The organism is Gemmobacter sp. (assembly GCF_016792925.1).
Lineage (GTDB): Bacteria > Pseudomonadota > Alphaproteobacteria > Rhodobacterales > Rhodobacteraceae > Gemmobacter.
On record NZ_JAEULU010000099.1, the window covers coordinates 1 to 17,951 of the forward strand.

19 protein-coding genes, 1 other RNA gene and 1 CRISPR repeat array are annotated in these 17,951 nt (G+C 64.1%); of the genes, 10 read left to right on the forward strand and 10 right to left on the reverse strand.

From position 1 onward, the window contains the following. From rplX to rpmD, 8 genes are all read left to right on the forward strand, one after another. On the forward strand, positions 1-246 hold a 246-nt coding region (gene rplX, locus JNN06_RS05070; RefSeq protein WP_291238507.1), incomplete at its 5' end, for a 50S ribosomal protein L24. Beyond that, positions 246-806, forward strand: coding sequence for a 50S ribosomal protein L5 (gene rplE, locus JNN06_RS05075; protein WP_291238508.1), 561 nt, complete (start codon positions 246-248; stop codon positions 804-806). The genes rplX and rplE, both read left to right, overlap by 1 nt. Positions 807-824: 18 nt before the next feature. Next, the gene (gene rpsN, locus JNN06_RS05080; RefSeq protein WP_291238509.1) at positions 825-1,130 is read left to right on the forward strand and encodes a 30S ribosomal protein S14; all 306 of its coding nucleotides are present in this window, start codon (positions 825-827) and stop codon (positions 1,128-1,130) included. An 11-nt stretch (positions 1,131-1,141) separates the two neighbouring features. After that, positions 1,142-1,540 (forward strand): 30S ribosomal protein S8, encoded by a 399-nt coding sequence (gene rpsH, locus JNN06_RS05085; protein WP_291238510.1) that lies wholly within the window; start codon positions 1,142-1,144, stop codon positions 1,538-1,540. Between the two features lie 10 nt (positions 1,541-1,550). Continuing rightward, complete coding sequence (rplF, locus tag JNN06_RS05090; protein WP_291238511.1) at positions 1,551-2,084, forward strand: 50S ribosomal protein L6; 534 nt, start codon at positions 1,551-1,553, stop codon at positions 2,082-2,084. 11 nt (positions 2,085-2,095) lie between these two features. Beyond that, entirely contained in the window at positions 2,096-2,455 is a 360-nt protein-coding gene (gene rplR / locus JNN06_RS05095) for a 50S ribosomal protein L18 (RefSeq protein ID WP_291238512.1), read from the forward strand. Positions 2,456-2,579: 124 nt separating this feature from the next. Further along, positions 2,580-3,161, forward strand: a complete 582-nt coding sequence (rpsE, locus tag JNN06_RS05100) for a 30S ribosomal protein S5 (RefSeq protein WP_291238513.1) — start codon at positions 2,580-2,582, stop codon at positions 3,159-3,161. Positions 3,162-3,163: 2 nt separating this feature from the next. After that, entirely contained in the window at positions 3,164-3,358 is a 195-nt protein-coding gene (gene rpmD / locus JNN06_RS05105) for a 50S ribosomal protein L30 (protein WP_291238514.1), read from the forward strand. Positions 3,359-3,483: 125 nt separating this feature from the next. Then, positions 3,484-4,711: direct repeats of the CRISPR family, unit length 28 nt; unit sequence TCTCTCAGCCGCCTATCCGGCGGGGAGC. Between the two features lie 96 nt (positions 4,712-4,807). On the opposite strand, the gene JNN06_RS05110 is transcribed toward rpmD, so the two are convergent. The 10 genes from JNN06_RS05110 to JNN06_RS05155 form a co-directional block, all read right to left on the reverse strand. Beyond that, entirely contained in the window at positions 4,808-8,152 is a 3,345-nt protein-coding gene (locus JNN06_RS05110; RefSeq protein WP_291238515.1) for a hypothetical protein, read from the reverse strand. Next, positions 8,145-9,101, reverse strand: a complete 957-nt coding sequence (gene cas1f, locus JNN06_RS05115; protein WP_291238516.1) for a type I-F CRISPR-associated endonuclease Cas1f — start codon at positions 9,099-9,101, stop codon at positions 8,145-8,147. The genes JNN06_RS05110 and cas1f overlap by 8 nt, the downstream gene beginning before the upstream one ends. Then, positions 9,091-9,741 (reverse strand): hypothetical protein, encoded by a 651-nt coding sequence (locus tag JNN06_RS05120; protein WP_291238517.1) that lies wholly within the window; start codon positions 9,739-9,741, stop codon positions 9,091-9,093. Before JNN06_RS05120 ends, cas1f begins: the two co-directional genes overlap by 11 nt. Further along, positions 9,738-10,826, reverse strand: a complete 1,089-nt coding sequence (gene csy3 / locus JNN06_RS05125; RefSeq protein WP_291238518.1) for a type I-F CRISPR-associated protein Csy3 — start codon at positions 10,824-10,826, stop codon at positions 9,738-9,740. The genes JNN06_RS05120 and csy3 overlap by 4 nt, the downstream gene beginning before the upstream one ends. Next, positions 10,819-11,673: a type I-F CRISPR-associated protein Csy2 gene (locus tag JNN06_RS05130; protein WP_291238519.1), complete on the reverse strand. Its 855-nt coding sequence runs from the start codon at positions 11,671-11,673 to the stop codon at positions 10,819-10,821. The genes csy3 and JNN06_RS05130 overlap by 8 nt, the downstream gene beginning before the upstream one ends. Continuing rightward, positions 11,670-12,797 (reverse strand): hypothetical protein, encoded by a 1,128-nt coding sequence (locus tag JNN06_RS05135; RefSeq protein ID WP_291238520.1) that lies wholly within the window; start codon positions 12,795-12,797, stop codon positions 11,670-11,672. The genes JNN06_RS05130 and JNN06_RS05135 overlap by 4 nt, the downstream gene beginning before the upstream one ends. 30 nt (positions 12,798-12,827) lie before the next feature. Beyond that, entirely contained in the window at positions 12,828-13,175 is a 348-nt protein-coding gene (locus JNN06_RS05140; RefSeq protein ID WP_291238521.1) for a hypothetical protein, read from the reverse strand. Between the two features lie 314 nt (positions 13,176-13,489). Further along, positions 13,490-13,588: signal recognition particle sRNA small type (ffs, locus tag JNN06_RS05145), an RNA gene on the reverse strand. Positions 13,589-13,634: 46 nt separating this feature from the next. Then, on the reverse strand, positions 13,635-14,264 hold the full coding sequence (locus tag JNN06_RS05150) for an HAD family phosphatase (RefSeq protein ID WP_291238522.1): 630 nt from the start codon (positions 14,262-14,264) through the stop codon (positions 13,635-13,637). 36 nt (positions 14,265-14,300) lie between these two features. Further along, entirely contained in the window at positions 14,301-16,199 is a 1,899-nt protein-coding gene (locus JNN06_RS05155; protein ID WP_291238523.1) for a bifunctional 2',3'-cyclic-nucleotide 2'-phosphodiesterase/3'-nucleotidase, read from the reverse strand. Positions 16,200-16,504: 305 nt separating this feature from the next. Between JNN06_RS05155 and nudC the strand changes: the two genes are divergently transcribed. Further along, on the forward strand, positions 16,505-17,479 hold the full coding sequence (nudC, locus tag JNN06_RS05160; protein WP_291238524.1) for an NAD(+) diphosphatase: 975 nt from the start codon (positions 16,505-16,507) through the stop codon (positions 17,477-17,479). 64 nt (positions 17,480-17,543) lie between these two features. Next, positions 17,544-17,951, forward strand: a 408-nt coding sequence (locus JNN06_RS05165) for an SRPBCC family protein (protein WP_291238525.1), incomplete at its 3' end; no start/stop codon positions are given.

A 17,951-nucleotide genomic window follows, 5' to 3' on the forward strand; every position in this document is an offset into this window, starting at 1 on the left:
AAGCAGGGCGAAATCTCGTCCGTGAACCCCTCGGCCAACAAAGCCGTCGTCGATGGCCTGAACATCGCGATCCGTCACACCAAACAATCGCAAACCTCGCAGGGTGGCCGCATTGCCAAGGCAATGCCGATCGACCTGTCGAACCTGGCGATCGTTGACAAGAACGGCAAACCCACCCGCGTTGGCTTCCGCATGGAAGGTGACGTGAAGGTGCGTTACGCCAAGACCACGGGGGACGTGATCTGATGCTCGATACCGCACAATACACCCCGCGTCTGAAAGCCACCTACAAGGCCAGCATCCGTGCGGCCATGAAGGAAGAGTTCGGCTACAAGAACGACATGCAGATCCCGCGTCTGGACAAGATCGTGATCAACATGGGCGTTGGCGAAGCCGTCAAGGACACCAAGAAGGTCAAGGCTGCCGCCGAGCAGATGACGGCCATCGCGGGCCAAAAGGCCGTGATCACCCACGCCAAGAAGTCCATCGCGGGCTTCCGCGTGCGTGAAGAGATGCCGCTGGGCTGCAAAGTCACGCTGCGTGGCGACCGCATGTACGAATTCCTCGACCGTCTCATCAACGTGGCACTGCCCCGCGTCCGCGACTTCCGCGGCGTGAAAGGCACGTCCTTTGATGGCCGTGGCAACTATGCCATGGGGCTGAAAGAGCAGATCGTGTTCCCCGAGATCGACTTCGACAAGATCGACGACGTTCTGGGCATGGACATCATCATCTGCACCAACGCCAAGTCGGACGCAGAAGCGAAGTCGCTGCTCAAGCACTTCAACATGCCGTTCTCCAGCTGATCGCGCGAGGAAATCATTATGGCTAAAAAATCCATGATCGAACGCGAGAAGAAGCGTCAGCATCTGGTGGACGTCTACGCCGCCAAGCGCGCTGCTCTCAAAGAGATCATCTCGAACCAGGAGCTGCCGGTGGGTGAGCGTTTCGTCGCTGCCCAGAAACTGGCGCAACTGCCCCGCAACTCGTCGGCGACCCGGCTGCACAACCGCTGCCAGCTCACCGGCCGTCCCCATGCTTACTACCGTAAGCTGAAACTGTCGCGGATCATGCTGCGTGAACTGGCCTCGTTCGGCCAGATCCCGGGCATGGTCAAGTCGAGCTGGTAAGGAGGACCGACATGTCTGTGAACGATCCTCTCGGCGATATGCTGACCCGTATCCGCAACGCTCAGGCGCGCGGTAAATCGACCGTCTCGACCCCCGCTTCCAAGCTGCGTGCCTGGGTGCTGGACGTGCTGACGGCTGAAGGCTACATCCGTGGCTACGAGCGCGCCTCGACCGAAAACGGTCAGGGTGAGCTGGTGATCTCGCTGAAATACTACGAAGGCGAGCCGGTGATCCGCGAAATCAAGCGCGTGTCCAAGCCGGGCCGTCGCGTCTATATGGGCGTGAATGAAATCCCGACCGTGCGCAACGGCCTGGGCGTTTCGATTGTCTCGACCCCGAAAGGCGTCTTGTCCGATGCAGCAGCACGTTCCGCCAATGTTGGCGGCGAAGTGCTCTGCACCGTGTTCTGAGGAGGGTTACATGTCTCGTATCGGCAAAAAACCCGTGGCACTGCCGAATGGCGTGTCGGCCTCGATCAGCGGTCAGTCCATCGAAGTGAAAGGGCCGAAAGGCACCCGCAACTTCACCGCGACCGACGACGTGACCCTGTCGCTGGAAGACGGCGCTGTGAAAGTGACCCCGCGCGGCACCTCCAAGCGCGCCCGTCAACAGTGGGGCATGGCCCGTTCGATGGTCGAGAATCTGGTGACCGGCGTCACCAGCGGTTTCAAGAAAGAGCTTGAGATTCAAGGCGTGGGTTACCGCGCTGCGATGGCCGGCAATGTCCTGAAACTGTCGCTCGGCTATTCGCACGAAGTCAACTTCCAAGTGCCGGCTGGCGTGACCGTCGTGTCGCCGAAGCCCACCGAAATCGTTGTGGAAGGCATCGACCAGCAGCTCGTTGGTCAGGTTGCAGCGAACATCCGCGAGTGGAAACGCCCTGAGCCCTACAAGGGCAAAGGCATCCGCTACAAGGACGAGTTCGTCTTCCGCAAGGAAGGCAAGAAGAAGTAAGGATAGCGAAGATGGCGAACACCAAGAGAGACCTGTTCCTCAAGCGCCGCCTGCGCGTCCGGAACAAAATCAAGGCGATGGCCAACGGGCGTGCGCGTCTGTCGGTTCACCGTTCCAGCAAGAACATCAGCGTCCAGCTGATCGACGACGTGCGTGGCGTGACGCTCGCCGCGGCCTCGACCCTCGAAAAGGATCTGGGCTTCGTGGGCAAGAACAACGTGGAGGCCGCCAAGAAGGTGGGCGCCATGATTGCCGAGCGTGCGAAGGCGGCTGGGGTCGAAGAATGCTACTTCGACCGTGGTGGCTTCCTGTTCCACGGCAAGATCGCGGCTCTGGCTGCGGCAGCCCGTGAAGGCGGCCTGAAGTTCTGATACCGGCGGGGGGCGGCAACGCCCCCCCGATGATCCGGGCAGGGGGCCGCTTGCGGCCCCCTTGCACCAGGATTGGCTTACAACCGGCGCCGCTTTTGCGCGCCACCTATGCAAGGAATGCCTTATGGCAGAACGTGAAAACCGTCGTGACGACCGTGGCCAGCGTGGCGGCGACCGCCGCGACCGCGCCGAGGAAACCCCGGAATTCGCCGACCGTCTGGTCGCGATCAACCGTGTGTCGAAAACCGTCAAGGGTGGCAAGCGCTTCGGCTTCGCCGCTCTGGTCGTGGTCGGTGACCAGCGCGGTCGCGTCGGCTTCGGCAAGGGCAAGGCCAAGGAAGTGCCGGAAGCGATCCGCAAGGCCACTGAACAGGCCAAGCGCTCGCTGATCCGCGTGCCGCTGAAAGACAGCCGCACCCTGCATCACGACATGGAAGGCCGTCACGGCGCGGGCAAGGTTGTCATGCGTTCGGCCGTGGCCGGGACCGGGATCATCGCCGGTGGCCCGATGCGCGCCGTCTTCGAGATGGTCGGCATCCAGGACATCGTGGCCAAGTCGCTGGGGTCGCAAAACCCCTACAACATGATCCGCGCCACCATCGACGGTCTGAAGCACGAGGCCTCGCCCCGTTCGGTCGCCCAGCGTCGCGGCAAGAAAGTGGCCGAGATCCTGAAAAAGCCCGAAGCTGAAGCTGTGGAGGCCTGATCATGACCGCGAAGAAAACCATCGTCGTTCAGCAGGTTGCCTCGGCAGCCCGCCGCCCCGCGATCCAGACCGCGACCCTGAAAGGTCTCGGCCTGAACAAACTGCGCCGCACCCGCGAGCTGGAGGATACCCCTTCGGTGCGCGGCATGGTCAACAAGATCTCGCATCTTGTGAAGATCATCGAAGAGCGCGGCTAAGCCTGCATGGTGCGTCCCCGCCACGCACCAACCAAAGCCTGAAACGCCTCGCAGGAAACTGCGGGGCGTTTTGCATTTGTCGCCCACAAGGCGCCTGGGTTTTCGATACCAACAGGGAATTGCATTCTCTCAGCCGCCTATCCGGCGGGGAGCTTGCGGAGGTCTGCATGTGGACTTGCACAACGTCTCTCAGCCGCCTATCCGGCGGGGAGCTGGCGCTGCCCGATCCGCCTTGCCATCCTCATTCTCTCAGCCGCCTATCCGGCGGGGAGCTCGGCGGTGCCAAAGTAGATCCCGCCTTCATATCTCTCAGCCGCCTATCCGGCGGGGAGCGTGCGGGCTTGGCGCGGCAAGCCGAACAGGTTTCTCTCAGCCGCCTATCCGGCGGGGAGCAAATTCGCGTTTCACTTTGCCGAGGTATGCGATCTCTCAGCCGCCTATCCGGCGGGGAGCCCCGCCCGCCAAACATACACGCCCAAGACAGATCTCTCAGCCGCCTATCCGGCGGGGAGCCGCAGTTAACGATCAAGCCGCTTTCGTTGTTATCTCTCAGCCGCCTATCCGGCGGGGAGCGGTGATCGTCCCGCTGATCTGTGGTATGTCTGTCTCTCAGCCGCCTATCCGGCGGGGAGCCTGGTGGTGGCGTAGGGCCGCAAGGGCCTCAATCTCTCAGCCGCCTATCCGGCGGGGAGCCGGGCCTGCCGATCCGCGTGATATGGTTTTCGTCTCTCAGCCGCCTATCCGGAGGGGAGCCGTTGAACGATACGATCAACACCCTGCCGCTGTCTCTCAGCCGCCTATCCGGCGGGGAGCGCTCTCGGGTCGTCGGGCAGCGCCGCCTTGATTCTCTCAGCCGCCTATCCGGCGGGGAGCCAGTTCGTTTGCGTCGTTCTGGATGCCGCGATTCTCTCAGCCGCCTATCCGGCGGGGAGCCTGTAACGCTGACGCTGCCCGGCCCCGGAACGTCTCTCAGCCGCCTATCCGGCGGGGAGCAAGTCTCCGGGCGTCTCGCAAATATGGGTGCATCTCTCAGCCGCCTATCCGGCGGGGAGCGTCGGTCCGCTAGGGCATCTATCGGCGGTGGTTCTCTCAGCCGCCTATCCGGCGGGGAGCGGACCGTCAAACATACGCGACGTAATCCGCATTCTCTCAGCCGCCTATCCGGCGGGGAGCGTCGGCATTGGGTAGTCGGCCCGCTGATCTGTTCTCTCAGCCGCCTATCCGGCGGGGAGCACCATCGCATATACTGCGCTGACATACTCGACTCTCTCAGCCGCCTATCCGGCGGGGAGCAAACGCTTCGGTCGACTTAATGGCAACTTCTTTCTCTCAGCCGCCTATCCGGCGGGGAGCAGTCCTTTTACGGGCAAAGATCGTATCATTTCAACGTGCTACACGTTCACGAGCCATCTTGCCATATTGTCAAAGAGCGCAGGCAACCACCTGATTCTAAACTGCTTTTCCGAAGGGGGCACAAAGATCCTTTTCGGTGCCCCGTGTGAAGCCGGTCAGTTCCGCAAAAGTCTGTTGCGGCTCTCCGTCGGTTGCAAACCGCGGGATCGTGCAGCGCAGAAGGGCTTTGCGGTCGTCGTCGGTCATCTCGCGATCACCACCTGTCAACGCGGCCCAGCCCAAAGCTGTCACGTCGGTGAACAAACAGGCGGTTTCAAGATGTGCCTGCGCAAGGCGTTTGGCCTCAACAAGCCGCCCGCCCCGCAGGGATGGGGTGAGATTGACAAACCAGCGCGTCGTCGCGGCCGGGTCCTCCAACAGCACATATTCGATATCTTCCGTCTCCGAACGCCGAAACTTGCGGGTTTGCGTCATTTGCAGGTTCCAGCGCACCCTTGGCTGGGCGAGATATTTCCCCAAGGGGGCAGTGTCCGCAGTTGAGATCATCTTCTGCCGCATCTCGGCCTCTGCATCGCGCAGCGGAAAGGGTTCATCCTCCGACAGAAGCGGCGCAGCCGTTAGGGTGCTAAAATCCACAGCCCCGGCGAGGGCCCGAAACGCCCGGCCCTCAAAGCCTCGCAGCGCCTCCGTGACCGTCACGCCGGTTTCTGGATCGCAGGGCGTTTCCACCCCCGGCTGACTCAGCTCCCCACGCTCCATGGCGATGGGGCTGCGGCCAAGGATCAGCACATTGGCCCCATGCCCGGTCGCAGGGCGATGGCGGCGCACCCGGCCCGCAGATTGAATGATGGCGCGGGTGGAAATCGGGTCCAGGATCGCCCAGTCGAAATCCACATCATTGCCCGTTTCGATCACGGGCGTTGTGACCAACACGATCTCGACATCACGCGCCCCGATCTGCCTTGCGCGTTCAAACACGCCAAATTCAACGCAAAGCGCCCGCAGATTGGCTTCTGGATCAAACTCGGGCGCCATGGCCTTGCGCGTAAGGGCACGCTTGAGCCGCGTTTCAAGATAGGCGCGGTGCAGGCGGGGCATTTGCGCATGCAGGCAGACCAGCAGCCGCAGCACGCCGCCCCTATCGCCAGAAGGGAGCTGCGCCGCCAGCGCCGTGGCATGCGCAATCCGTGTCATCCGCACCAGCCCGACCGAAACCCGCAGATCGTCAAGGCGCACCGCCGTCTCTTGATGAAGCCGGGTGGCGCCAAGGCTGATCTGTGCCACCAGCTCATCCCAGCTTTCACACTTGGGCAAAATCGCAGCACGCCGCAACGCGGGCGCCTGGGCGATCCCCGCCAGAAGGGCCGCACGGCAACGGGCCAGAAGGATGTCGATCTCTTCATCACCGGCATTGGTGCAGATCGACCGGGGCGCATCGCCCGCCATCAACAGATTGACATGGGCAGAGCAGCCGGTGGCGCGGGCGTGATCGGCCCAACCCGTGCGATAGGCCAGATACAGCGCCTGCGCGATATCCGGGGTGAGCGTGGCCGACATGGCCATCACCCGCCGCCCTGCCGCCCCGGCCTGATAGACCAGCCGCGCAATGGCCGCGAGGTCTTCGCCATCATATTGGTCAATCTCGTCCAGGATCAGATCCGAGGTCATCACGCGCAGGGATTGCAGCAAGAACCGCGCATTGGTGGGGGCGGCCACCCCCATCAGGTGATCGACCGTGCCAACCATCACCGGGGCTTGCAGGAACCGCTTTGCCGCCTTCGCCGGGCCGGAGCGCGTCTCCAGCACCATCGAGAGAAAGGCAGGCAGGCCGCGATCCGTATCCATGGAGAGGCCCGCCAGCCATTGCGCCTCGGCGGCATCGCCCTCTGGCGGGATGCGCGTCTCGGGGCTTTCAACGCGCAGCCATTCGGGCAGGGTGATGAGGCTTTCCGACCCATCACTCACTGGTGCCTCTTGCGCCTCGAAAGTCAGCGGCGGATCACCGATCATCACGGCAATATCGCGTGCGGCAAAGCCAAGATCATCGACATAATCCTGCGCGGATTGCGTGGCCAGAACCCGCAAGCCAAGCGCAAGCGACATGCGGAAATACTGGCGCTCTGGCCGTGCATCGCCCATCGCGGCATTGGCAAGAATGGTCGGCGCGGCGCGGGTCTTGCCGCTGCCGGTCCCGGCCAGGATCGCCGCAAAGAACCCGCCCTCGCGCGCGGCGCAGACTTTGCGCGCGGCCCGCGCCGCTTCGGCCTGCCAGGCAAACCGCGCCACGTCAGAAACCTCGGGCAGCGCCACGGCGGGGGGCAAGGCCGCCTCATCGAGGGCTGGATAGCGCTCCCGCAGCGCAAAGATCATCTCATGCGCAAAGCGCGTATAGCGATAAACCCGCTGCACATGCCGCGACAGGCTGTCCGCGGGATGGCACGCCGCGCCGAGCGTGATGGTATTGGCCAGATGCGGGGCGATAATGTCCGTAGGCTGCTTTTTCGCAGAGCCATAGTGATCGGCAAACATCAGGGCAGCACGCAAGCCCATATCGGCGCTGGCGATGGGCGCCTCGGGGCAGAGCTTGGCCGCCTCGCGCGCCAAAGCGCCGCGCCACCACAAGGCGTGCCAGAACGGCTCCCCGTCAGCCACAGCCAGATCGCCCGGCGCAAGCGCGCTTTCTGCGCGGATATGGCGATGTATCGTCAGGGTGACATGGTCATGCTCAGAGCTGGGAAGCCTGTGATGGGTCAGGATCAGCAAGCCGATCGTCGAGGCCAATGTGCCTTCCTGGCGCAGAAAGGCAAAGGGCAGCGTAAACTGCACCCCATCCTGCGCCCGTTGAAACAGGGCCCGCAGACCGGGCTGCACGGCACCACAGGCCGCGTCGATCTGGGCCGGGGTCAGCGCCTTCAGCGCCGCAATCAGGCCCGCATCGGGCAGCGCCCCAAAAAGCTGATCCCAGACTGCCGCCGAAATCAGCTCATGTCGCAGGGCATCGCCTTCGCCCTTCATGCCCAGTAAGGCGCGGCGCAACTTGCCTTGAAATAGCGCAAAGGCCTTGCCGAGATCATGAAACAGGGCCGCAATCGCCACAGCCGCCGCCGTAGAGTGCTCAGCTTGGCTGCGCGCAGCCCCCGCGCGATGCTGCGCCGGATGCACCGCCACCGGCACAACCCCTTCGGGCGAGAACGCATGGCGCGCGCCGATCCGAATGATCGGTTTGCGGCTTTCGGCGGCGCTGCGGATATCGTGCAGCACCACCGCCGTATTGCGCGTCGCACGTTTGCGCAGTTCCGTCGCAACGCGATCCAGACAGGCATTGGTCGCCTTCCCGCGCCAAGTGCGATCTCCGATCCGCCAGAAATACCGATCCAGAACCCGCGCAACATGATCACGTGCCCGCTTTTCGGACCGGCAAACTGCGATGATCTCACGCATCCTGCGCGGCCACTAACATCCGCTCCACTGTGGCAATGGCCAGCTTCAGCACTTCGCGATCATCGAAAGCATGGATCAGCCGCGCGCGAAACAGCTGCTCGGCCTCATGCTGGTCTTTCTCCTTGGCCAAGGCAAAGGCCAAGGGCAGCACCAGCGGATCCTTGAAGCTATCGGCCAGATCAAACACCAGCCCGCCTGCGCGGGTTTTTCCGTGAAACACGCTCAGATGCGGTGGAATGCCAAGTGCCCAGAGGGCCGCGCCCGCCATGCCATAGCAAAGGTAATTCCCGTGATCGATCAGGCTGTTCACCCGCGCAACCGGGTCTTGCGCCTTGCTGCCTGCGCCTGCCTCGCGCTTGAAGGGCTCGTCCGGGCTCAAGCCCGCATAGCGCGCGAATTCGGCATAGCAGGCTTTTGAAAACTGCCCCTCGAAGCCCAAGAGTTGCTGGACATCTTCCGCCTGCGCCAGCTTTCCCTCAAAGCTCGCGCAAAGTTTGACCAGCCCCACAACCTCACGCTGGCGCAGATGTTTTTGCGCCCCGGCCCCGCCCAGCTTGCGCATCCTCTCTGCGCGGTCGCGCATGACCGCTTTCGCAGCCCGCAAAGAGAGCTTGGGATCGAGATAGATCGGCAAAAGCGCCCGAAAATGGCGGGTGGCGGTATAGGTCGTCAGGCTGCCCATATGCAGCGGGCTGCCACCGCTGCCCGTCACCGCGACATGCACCCCTTCCTCGGCCAAAAGCCGGATCGCAGGCTGCGAGATTGAGGTGCCTTGGCCCAGAAACAGCACCGCAAGGTTGACATGGGGGATGTTGAAATGGCGCTGCATCTCGTCATCGGTGATGTGGTAAACAACCCTCTCGCCTTCCACATCCACCCGGGCGCGCTCCAGATAAAGCGCGCCCTCCCGATCTGTCAGCAACAGGCGGGGGCCGCCCTTATGCTGCATGGTCCGCCTCTCTGAGCGTATCGGGGTAGACAGGCAGAATGGCCGGCGCAGCCGCCCCCGAAAGCCCATAGGTCGATACCCTCAGGGGCGCGCCGCTAAAGGTGCCCAAGACCTCGCGGATATGCAGCACCGCATCGCCATGCTGCAAGACAAGGGTCTTTTGATCATCCGCGCGGGGTTTCACCGGCGTCCCCAGCGGCTTGCCGCGCCGTTCCGCGCGGGCAGCACTGCGCCGCAGCCAGCCCGGCGTGTGCTTTTCGCAAGCCCGATCGCGCAGATAGGCGGCGCCCGCCTGACCGATTTCGGCATAGCTGTCGCCGATCTCATGCGGTTCGATCATCCCGCGCCGGACAAGCGTTTTCACCCCGTCCAGCGCCTGAAATGCAGCCAAGGACGCCTCGGAGCCGAGCAGTTCCAGATCATCCCCCGGCAGCATGGTCTCGCGGCCCATCCGCATCTGCGGAAAGGCTATGGCGATAAAATCCTCGGGCGCGCCATGGCGGTTGGCGTGATGCACGGCGCGCAACGCCGCAGCCAGCACATCGGCCCCCGCGCCCAGTTCAATCGCCGCGCGCACCGGGCGGATGAGCAGCCGCGCCTGTGCCAGGCACAGGCCTTGCCCTGCGTTCAAATCGCTCATCCGTTCGCCTCCGCCTTTTGATCCTTCGACCCGAACACGCCGCCGCGGATCAGGTTGGCCATCACGAAATGCGCATCGCCCGAGATTTCGCCCTCAACGGCCGGGTTTTCGAGACCCGAGATCAGCGCCTCGGCCTTGGCGCGCAGATCATAGAAAGAGCGTTTCGATTTGTTGTCGCGCAAGACGTTGCCAGTTTTTTGGACGCCTCCGAAAGGGTTGACCGAGATTGGCTCGGGATTAGTCTCGCTGCCGTGCCAGATGTCGATATGGCGCAAGGCGGCGCCAATTTTTTGCGAGTGCATGGAGGCTTGCATCAACTCACGCCCGGCAAAGAAGGTGGGCAGTTTGGCGAATACGCGGCTCAGTTGCTTGTCGGCCTTTTCCTCGCGCACATATTCCTGCGAGGGGAACACCTCTTGCGCCGGCTCCATCACCGCATCCCACGCCACCTTGACCACAAAGCCAGCATGGGTGTCGTCCGAAAGCCCTTCGGCCACACCGCCCAAAAGCCCATCAAGCTCTGCCGCGCCGCCCGTCACCAAAGCTGCAAGAAGCTCATCGCGGCTGGCAGGTTTCTCAAGCGAAAGGCGGAACGGGTCAAACACCAGCTCACCCGCCTCAGATTTGACAGAAACCGTCATGGCGTCCGATTGGAAGCGGTTGCGCCACGCGAAACGCGCATTGGCAATATTCCAGACATAAAGCAGCGCCAGCGTGCCATAGCCGCCGCGCGCACGATAGGCTTGCGCCAACCGCGCATAGGCCGCGCCGACAGCAGTATTGTTGCAAGCATGGGGGCGCAGCGACAGCGGCATGAATCGCACCGAGAAGCCAAGCCGCACGCCATCATGCCCTTGCGGCACAATCGCATATTCCACCGATTGTGGATTGCTTTGGCCCGCTTGCAGTCCAGCATTGTATTGTGAGGACTGCCCTAGCACGCCCTTCTCCAGAACCTCAACCGGCGTCACAACCTCCGGCTTGCCCGAATGGGTGGCATAAAACAGCCCTTCGGTGATCTGCACAGAGCGCGCAAAAGCCAGCATGCCAGTTTCAAGCGAGAGGGGGGCGGGGGATTTAGCCATGGGCGACAAGCTCCTCAGAAGCATCAGAAAGAATGGGGTGATAATCCGGGTGGCCGAGAAGGAGATCGCCGCGCGCCTCCCATGCCCACAAAGCCGCCCCAAGCTCGGCATGCGTCATGCCGGTCAGCCGCGCGTTGCGCACCGAGACCAGCTCGGCGATGCCCACCACGGGTTCCGCAAAGACATGCGGAATATCCTTGCTGCGGGTGCGGATTCGCGCCGGAACGGTCTGCGGGTCTTCCAGCAGGCGGTAACCCACCGCCGCAGGCACGATCCAGCCAAAGCCTTCGGGCCGCTCCGCCGGATAAAGCAGCGCCGCCAGATGGGCGAGGCCGGGTTGTTCAGGCGTGGTCTCGCCCGTCGCTAGGAAGCGGCGCTCGGGCTGCGCGGGGCACAGCATCGCATAGCCGCGCTTGAGGGCGCGAAAGGCCGAACCATTGGGCGTCACCGCCCGCACATCAATCCGGTCGTTCTGGATCAATCCACCTGCGATGCGCTTGCCCCGCAACTGCGCCTGCAAGGCGCTTTCGCTCTCGCAGCCCGGAAGGTGCAGCAAAAGCGAGACCTGCACCGATCCCGTCAGGTCTTCCATGGTCTCGATCGGCTCGAAACTCCCCGATTTATTCTCCATCTCGGGTTTTGAACGCCCCTCTGACACATCCACCCGGTGCAGGATCGGCAAAACCCGGGCGCTCCAAGGCGCGAGGCCAAGATTGCGCGCCAGAAGGTCAGCCAAGCCAAGGAAGGACAACGGGCTGGGCAGGCCTGCGGCAAAGTCATTCATCAAAAGGTTCACGCGGCTCGCGCGCAAATCCCTGACAAGATAGAGGTCGCGGAATGCGGTCATTCGGCGTCCTCCTCGAACCCGCTCTTGCGCAGCCGATCCTCGAAGTGCGGGCTGGATAGCGCCGCCAAAGCCTCGTCCTGTTTGCCCTGTTTCCACCTCCGCCGGAGCAAGACCTGCACGATGCGCGGCCGCGCGAGTGCCTTATCCGGGCAAAGGTGCGCAGCGTCGGCCATGGTCTCGGCGATAAATCCTTCCGCCTCGCGGATCAGCCGATCCGCCGTGCGATCCAGGGCCGCGCGGGTGTCTGAATTGTTGTATTTGCCATCTGCCGCCAGCATGTCGCCATAGCGCAGCACCCAATCCGCCACCGCGTCATCACGCCAGCGCGGGAAGGCTCCGCCCAGCGTGTAGCGATGCAGTTCGGCTTCGGCCTGCTGCATCACGGGCGGCATCGTCGCCAGGAACCGCAAGCGCGGCCCGCCAATCGCACCAGAGATGTTCTGCGGTTTTGAGCTGACCGCTTGCCGCGTCCAGCGAATACGCAATGTTCGAGGCACATCAGGTTGAGCTTTGTGCTTTCTTGCAATGTCGACTATCCCCATGAATGCGCAGGCAGGCGAAACCGGGGTGATTTGCAAATCGCCGCCTCCTGGGCGTGGCACATAGATGATGGGAAACTCACCTGCCCCGAGCTTCAACGGCACCTTTGCAGGGGCAAGCAGCCCCTCGCGGAGCGCCTCCAAGACCTCCGGTCCAAAGACTTGCCCGAATTTGGCAAGCAGCTCGGCCGACAGATCCACCGGGTTGAGGATATGATCCACAATGCTCATCGGCGGCTGTCCCAGCACCTCAAGGGGCCGAAACACCACCTTGCAAAAGGGAATGTCTGGCGCGTTGACCGAGGGCAGCACCGAAGCCCTGCGATTTGTCCTCGTCGGGTTGATGCGCAAGATCGCATGATCGCCATCGACGCGCGGGCTCACCAGTTTGAGCAAATGACTGCCGCTTTTCTCGGCAATCGTTGCGGCAATCTGGGCGGTAAATGGCTTGTCGAGAGCCGCCTGCATGAGCAGCAACTCAGTCTCAACCTCATGCAAGTCAAGGATGCGACCTGTGGGTTTAAAGGACAGCAGAGCCTCTTTCTTGGGGGGCTCAACCACATTTTGCAGTGCAGACTCAACCATTGCGGAACTCACTTCTGGGTTGAGAACATGCTACCTGAAGCTTAAATTGTCACAAGCACCCGAGGTCTGAAATTTCAAAATGAAAAATTTTGCGCCTGAGCGGGATTCGTTTCGATATGCCCGTTGTTCGAGGCCCATTGCAGAATGCGCGAGCCATTTCATGTTGATCGTTTTCGCAGCGAGCGTGCAGCCACCGGCCATGCGTTCCCTGTGAAAACCGGCCAAGGCGTCCGAAAGCGTTTTGCCAGATGGCGCGGGTTTCGCCGCGCCCGGCATTGATTTAGGCACGGGGTCCGGTTCCAGAAGAAGCGGGTGTGAAGGGGGCGACAGCTTCACTTTTCCGCTGTCCCGTTCGTCGAAATGCTCAATCGCCTGCAACTGGATCTCCGCAAGCGTCCGGAGAAGCTCTTTGCGGCTCACGTTTGGCGTGCGACCCTAGTGTTTCAGCGCATCTGCGGCATTAGAAGATGAGCGCTTCCGCCTCTCCCTGATCCAGGTCTCCCGCAGCCAGAAGTCGAAGTTTTTCCGCGTGGACGGATTGAATATGCGGACGATCCACTTGCCGCGCACCTGTTGAACGTCTTTCATGCCTGCCTCAGACCGCTGTTTGCAGCAGGTCTTGTAGCAGCATATGTAGCAAACACCCTTTGTGTGAAGGGGGTTGCAACAAAACAAGGCGTAAGGAGGGGATAAGGTGAGAGGCTGGACAACGACCCAAGCGGGGCTCGTTACGGCTGCTTCCTTCCGGACCTGACCGGGTTGGCGAGGCGCTCGCCCGCGCCAACCTCTCGGGGGATCAGATAGGGCAGGGCGGGGCGGAATGCAAGGGGGAAAGCCTCAGCGCATCAGCCCCAGCCGTTGCGCGCCTTCCAGCAGCGTGGCCACCACATGATCGGCGTGATCGCCGCTGGCGGGCAGCATGTCGGGCACCTGCACCACCACGCAACCCGCCGCCCGGGCCGCCGCCGCGCCCGGCTCGCTGTCTTCAAACACCACGCAGCGCGCCGGATCGACGCCCAGCCTTGCGGCGGTCAGCAGATAGGGCTCGGGCGCCGGTTTCGGGCGGGCCACATCCTCCAGCGCCACCACGGCGCGGAAATGCCCGGTGAACCCTGCCAGCTCCAGCTTGCGCGCGGCGCTGTGGCGGCGCGAGGAGGTGCAAAGCGCCTTGGGCAGGCCGATCCCCTCCAGCACCTCGCGGGCATGGGGCTTCAGCGGCAGATCGCGCTCCAGCGCCGCCTCGAACCCGCCGCGCCACAGCCGGTCAAAGCTGGCCAGATCCAGCGCCGGATAGGCGGCCAGGAGAATCGCGTCGCTGCTGGGGCCATCCTTGCCGATCATGCGGTGAAACACTTCCGGATCGGGCTCGTGGCCCAGGCTTTGCAGACACAGATGGCCCAGCCGCAACGCCACTGCCTCGGTATCCAGCAGCGTGCCATCCAGATCAAAGATCACCGCGTCGAACATGCCGTTTCTCCTGTGGCCTGCGCCCCTGTTAGCGCCTTACAGATGCAGGCGAAAGCGGGCAAATCCGTCGCGGGTCAGCCCCATCGGCTCGGGCCGCAGCGCGGCCACACTGTCCATATGCGCCAGCGCGGCGGGGGCGGTGTCAAAGGTCACCGTGGTGCCGGGCATCGGCGCAAAGCGGAAGGTGTGGCTGTCGGGCGGGCGCACATGATTGCCCTCGGACAGATGGCGGATGAGGATCTCGCGGATCGGCATCCGCCCCACATCAATCAACCGCTCGGGCCGCGCCCCGCCATAGCCCCCGCACCCCGCCGCCCGATAGCTGTTGGTGGCCAGCACAAAGTTCTGCTCGGCGGTCACCGGCCGCCCCAGCCAGCGCAGATCATGGATGCGCCGCGCCTCCGGGTGGCACAGCAGGCCGTGGCGGTCATAGCGGGCCGGAACGCTCAGGTCGATGGCGAAGCTCAGGCCCAGAATGCGGTCATGGTTATAGCTGGGGAAATCCTCGTCGATCAGCGGCAGGTCGCGGCTGCCCGGCGGGATCTGGTGAAAGATCCCGGCCGAATTCTCCAGCCAGTCCGCCAGCTCGGCCCCGGTCAGGCGCAAGGCGGCGATGGTATTGGGAAAGATATACAGATCGGCCACATGGCGCAGCGCCAGATCGCCCGGCGGGATGTCGGTATAATTGCCGGGGCCGCCGCGCCCGCCCGCCTTGAAAGGCGACACCGCCGAGATCAGCGGCAGCGCCGCCTCGGGCCTGCCCTGCAACTGGCGCGCCACATGCACTGCCTGCGCCTCGGCCACGATGCCCAGCACCGCCGAGGGCCAGACCGTCGCGAAATAGCTGTTCAGCGCCACCGCCGTGCGGCCCACCGTGCGGCGGGCATGGGCGATGGTGGCCTCGTGATCGGGGCGCACCTCCTCCACCACCGCCGGATCGGGCGGGGTGGAGGGGGTCAGCGCCCGCGTCTCGCCGCGCCCCGCCACCCGGTGCCAGCGGCCCTCGCGCCGCTCCAGCTCCAGATCAATCACCCCCAGATGCGAGCCATAAAAGCCCGGCATCACCGTGGGCACCCCGAACAGCAGCCCCTGCGCCAGATCGGCCCCCGCGCTGCCCTCGAAGGCGGGCGAGGGGAAGACCAGATGGCTATGGCCTGCGATGATCGCATCCAGCCCCGGCACTTGCTGCGCCAGCGCGGTGGTGGCGTTTTCCGACCAGGCGCCTTCCTCCAGCGCGCCAATGCCGGAATGCGACAGCGCCACCACAATATCCGCCCCGGCGGCGCGCAGCGCGGGCACCCGGATGGCCGCGGTCTCCACGATGCCGCGGGTTTCCAGCACGCCTTCCAGCAATTGCCGGTCCCATTGCACGATCTGCGGCGGCGCCAGCCCGATCACCCCGATGGTCAGCGGGTGGCGGCTGCCATCCTCGGCCACAATCTCGCGTTGCAGCAGCACATCGGCGGGCAGGTAGGTCTGATCTTCCAGCGGCGTGGCGCCCTTGCGCCGCAGGATATTGGCCGAGACGATGGGAAAGCCCGCGCCGCGCAGCAGCCCGCCCAGCATCTCCAACCCATAGTTGAATTCGTGATTGCCCAGCGTGGCCGCATCATAATGCAGCCGGTTCATCGCGCGGATCGCCGGATGCACCGGGCGCGGCTCGGGCTGGCCGGGGCGGGCGACATAATCGCCCATCGGATTGCCTTGCAGGAAATCGCCATTGTCGAACAGCAGGCTGTTGCGGCATTCGGCCCGGGCGGCGGCGATCAGCGTGGCGGTATGGGCAAGCCCCACATGGGGATCGGGGCGGTTGGAGAAGTAATCGAAGCCCAGCAAATGCACATGCAGATCAGAGGTGCCCAGCACCCGAAGCCGGGCACGGGGGCGGGTCTGGGCATCGCGGGATGCCGGCAGGACGGGCGGTTTGCCTGACACGTGGTGTCCTTGATCGGGCGAGAAGAGGGAAACCGAATGCAACCGAACGTTCGCGAACGATGCCCCGAACCATCCCAAGGTTAGAAGGTCGCGGGGGGGCATTGTCAATTCATTGCGGGAAAAAAATTCACCCAATGGTTGAGTTGCCGCCGCGCCTGTGCCGCATCCGCCACGGCATGCAACAGGGGGCGCAACACCGGGCCGCACGGGGCGCACCATGGGCCGCACCACGGGCCGGGCTTTACCGCCGCGCGGGCGCGTGACACAAGCGAAACGCGAGCCGTCAGCCAGAGGGAGAGCGCGCGATGCGACAGGCCGAAACCGTCACCTTTGGCGGCCCGCCCGCCGGGCAGGCGCTGGAGCGTGCTGCCCATCTGCGCGGCGATGTGGCGGCGCAGGCGCGGCTGCTGGCCTCGGGCCGGGTGTTGCCGCTGTGGCGCGGCAAGCCGCTTCTGACGGGCGAGGGGGCGGCGCTTGGCTGGCTGCCGCCGGGCCATCCCGCGCTGGCCCATGGCCGCGCGCCGCTGTTTCTCGGCCTGGCCGCCGGGGGCGAACAGGGTCTTTTCGCGCAAGACATCTCTGACTGGACGCCCGAGGCCGGCAGCGAGGCCGTGGAGCAGGGCTTTTTCGACGCCTCGATCCAGCGCCACCCCGCGCTGCCCGGCGATCACAGCTTTCACGAGCTGCGCGGCGTGATGACCCGGCTTGACGCCACCGAGGCCGCGCTGGCCGCCACCGCCCGCGCGCTCTTGCACTGGCATCGCAGCCACGGCTTCTGCGCCACCTGCGGCAGCGCCTCCGATCTCGCCATGGCGGGCTGGCAGCGCAATTGCCCCTCCTGCGGCGCCCAGCACTTCCCCCGCACCGACCCGGTGGTCATCATGCTGGTCACCCATGGCAACCGCGCGCTTCTGGGCCGCTCGCCCGGCTGGCCCGAGGGCATGTATTCCTGCCTTGCCGGTTTCGTCGAACCCGGCGAAACCATCGAGGCCGCCGTGCGCCGCGAGGTGCTGGAGGAGGCGGGCATCCACATCGGCGCCGTGCGCTACCTCGCCTCGCAACCCTGGCCCTTCCCGGCCTCGCTGATGATCGGCTGCGCCGCCGAGGCGCTGACCGACACCATCACCCGTGACCCGGCAGAGCTGGAGGATGCAATCTGGCTCACGCGTGAGGAGGCCCTCGCAACCCTCTCGGGCGAGCGGTCAGACATCCTCCCCGCCCGCAAAGGGGCAATTGCGCATTTTCTTTTGTCCAATTGGCTTGCAGACCGGCTTGATTGAGGGAAAAATCGCCGCCACATGAACGGGGCATTCCAGACCCCGCAACCCTCCGAGGCAGACCCGCATGAAGCTCAGCACCCGCGAAGACATCGAAGCCCCGCTTGCCTTCGTCTTCGACACGTTCGCCGATACCGAGGGCTGGGAACGCGCGGCGCTGCGGCGCGGCGCCGAGGTCACCCGCACCGACCGCGTGCAGGGCTTCGGTCCCGGCATGGCGTGGAATCTGGGCTTTGCCTGGCGCGGCAAGGCGCGCCGCGTCTCGATCAAGCTGGTCTCGGTCGATGCGCCCAACAGCCTGGGCTTTCAGGCCTTCGGCGCCTCGGTCGATGCCCATATCACTCTCGATTTCGTGGAGCTTTCGGCCCGCCGCACCCGCATCACCGTGGGGGCCGAGGCCAAGCCGCGCAACCTGGCCGCCCGGGTCTTCCTGCAATCGCTGAAACTGGCGCGCGGCAAGATCGACCAGAAATTC

What these genes read in the sequence shown, in the direction of transcription:
- rplE (WP_291238508.1), top strand. Translation starts at nt 246, where the DNA reads ATGCTCGATACCGCACAATACACCCCGCGTCTGAAAGCCACCTACAAG.
- rpsN (WP_291238509.1), top strand. Translation starts at nt 825, where the DNA reads ATGGCTAAAAAATCCATGATCGAACGCGAGAAGAAGCGTCAGCATCTG.
- rpsH (WP_291238510.1), top strand. Translation starts at nt 1,142, where the DNA reads ATGTCTGTGAACGATCCTCTCGGCGATATGCTGACCCGTATCCGCAAC.
- rplF (WP_291238511.1), top strand. Translation starts at nt 1,551, where the DNA reads ATGTCTCGTATCGGCAAAAAACCCGTGGCACTGCCGAATGGCGTGTCG.
- rplR (WP_291238512.1), top strand. Translation starts at nt 2,096, where the DNA reads ATGGCGAACACCAAGAGAGACCTGTTCCTCAAGCGCCGCCTGCGCGTC.
- rpsE (WP_291238513.1), top strand. Translation starts at nt 2,580, where the DNA reads ATGGCAGAACGTGAAAACCGTCGTGACGACCGTGGCCAGCGTGGCGGC.
- rpmD (WP_291238514.1), top strand. Translation starts at nt 3,164, where the DNA reads ATGACCGCGAAGAAAACCATCGTCGTTCAGCAGGTTGCCTCGGCAGCC.
- JNN06_RS05110 (WP_291238515.1), bottom strand. Translation starts at nt 8,152, where the DNA reads ATGCGTGAGATCATCGCAGTTTGCCGGTCCGAAAAGCGGGCACGTGAT.
- cas1f (WP_291238516.1), bottom strand. Translation starts at nt 9,101, where the DNA reads ATGCAGCATAAGGGCGGCCCCCGCCTGTTGCTGACAGATCGGGAGGGC.
- JNN06_RS05120 (WP_291238517.1), bottom strand. Translation starts at nt 9,741, where the DNA reads ATGAGCGATTTGAACGCAGGGCAAGGCCTGTGCCTGGCACAGGCGCGG.
- csy3 (WP_291238518.1), bottom strand. Translation starts at nt 10,826, where the DNA reads ATGGCTAAATCCCCCGCCCCCCTCTCGCTTGAAACTGGCATGCTGGCT.
- JNN06_RS05130 (WP_291238519.1), bottom strand. Translation starts at nt 11,673, where the DNA reads ATGACCGCATTCCGCGACCTCTATCTTGTCAGGGATTTGCGCGCGAGC.
- JNN06_RS05135 (WP_291238520.1), bottom strand. Translation starts at nt 12,797, where the DNA reads ATGGTTGAGTCTGCACTGCAAAATGTGGTTGAGCCCCCCAAGAAAGAG.
- JNN06_RS05150 (WP_291238522.1), bottom strand. Translation starts at nt 14,264, where the DNA reads ATGTTCGACGCGGTGATCTTTGATCTGGATGGCACGCTGCTGGATACC.
- nudC (WP_291238524.1), top strand. Translation starts at nt 16,505, where the DNA reads ATGCGACAGGCCGAAACCGTCACCTTTGGCGGCCCGCCCGCCGGGCAG.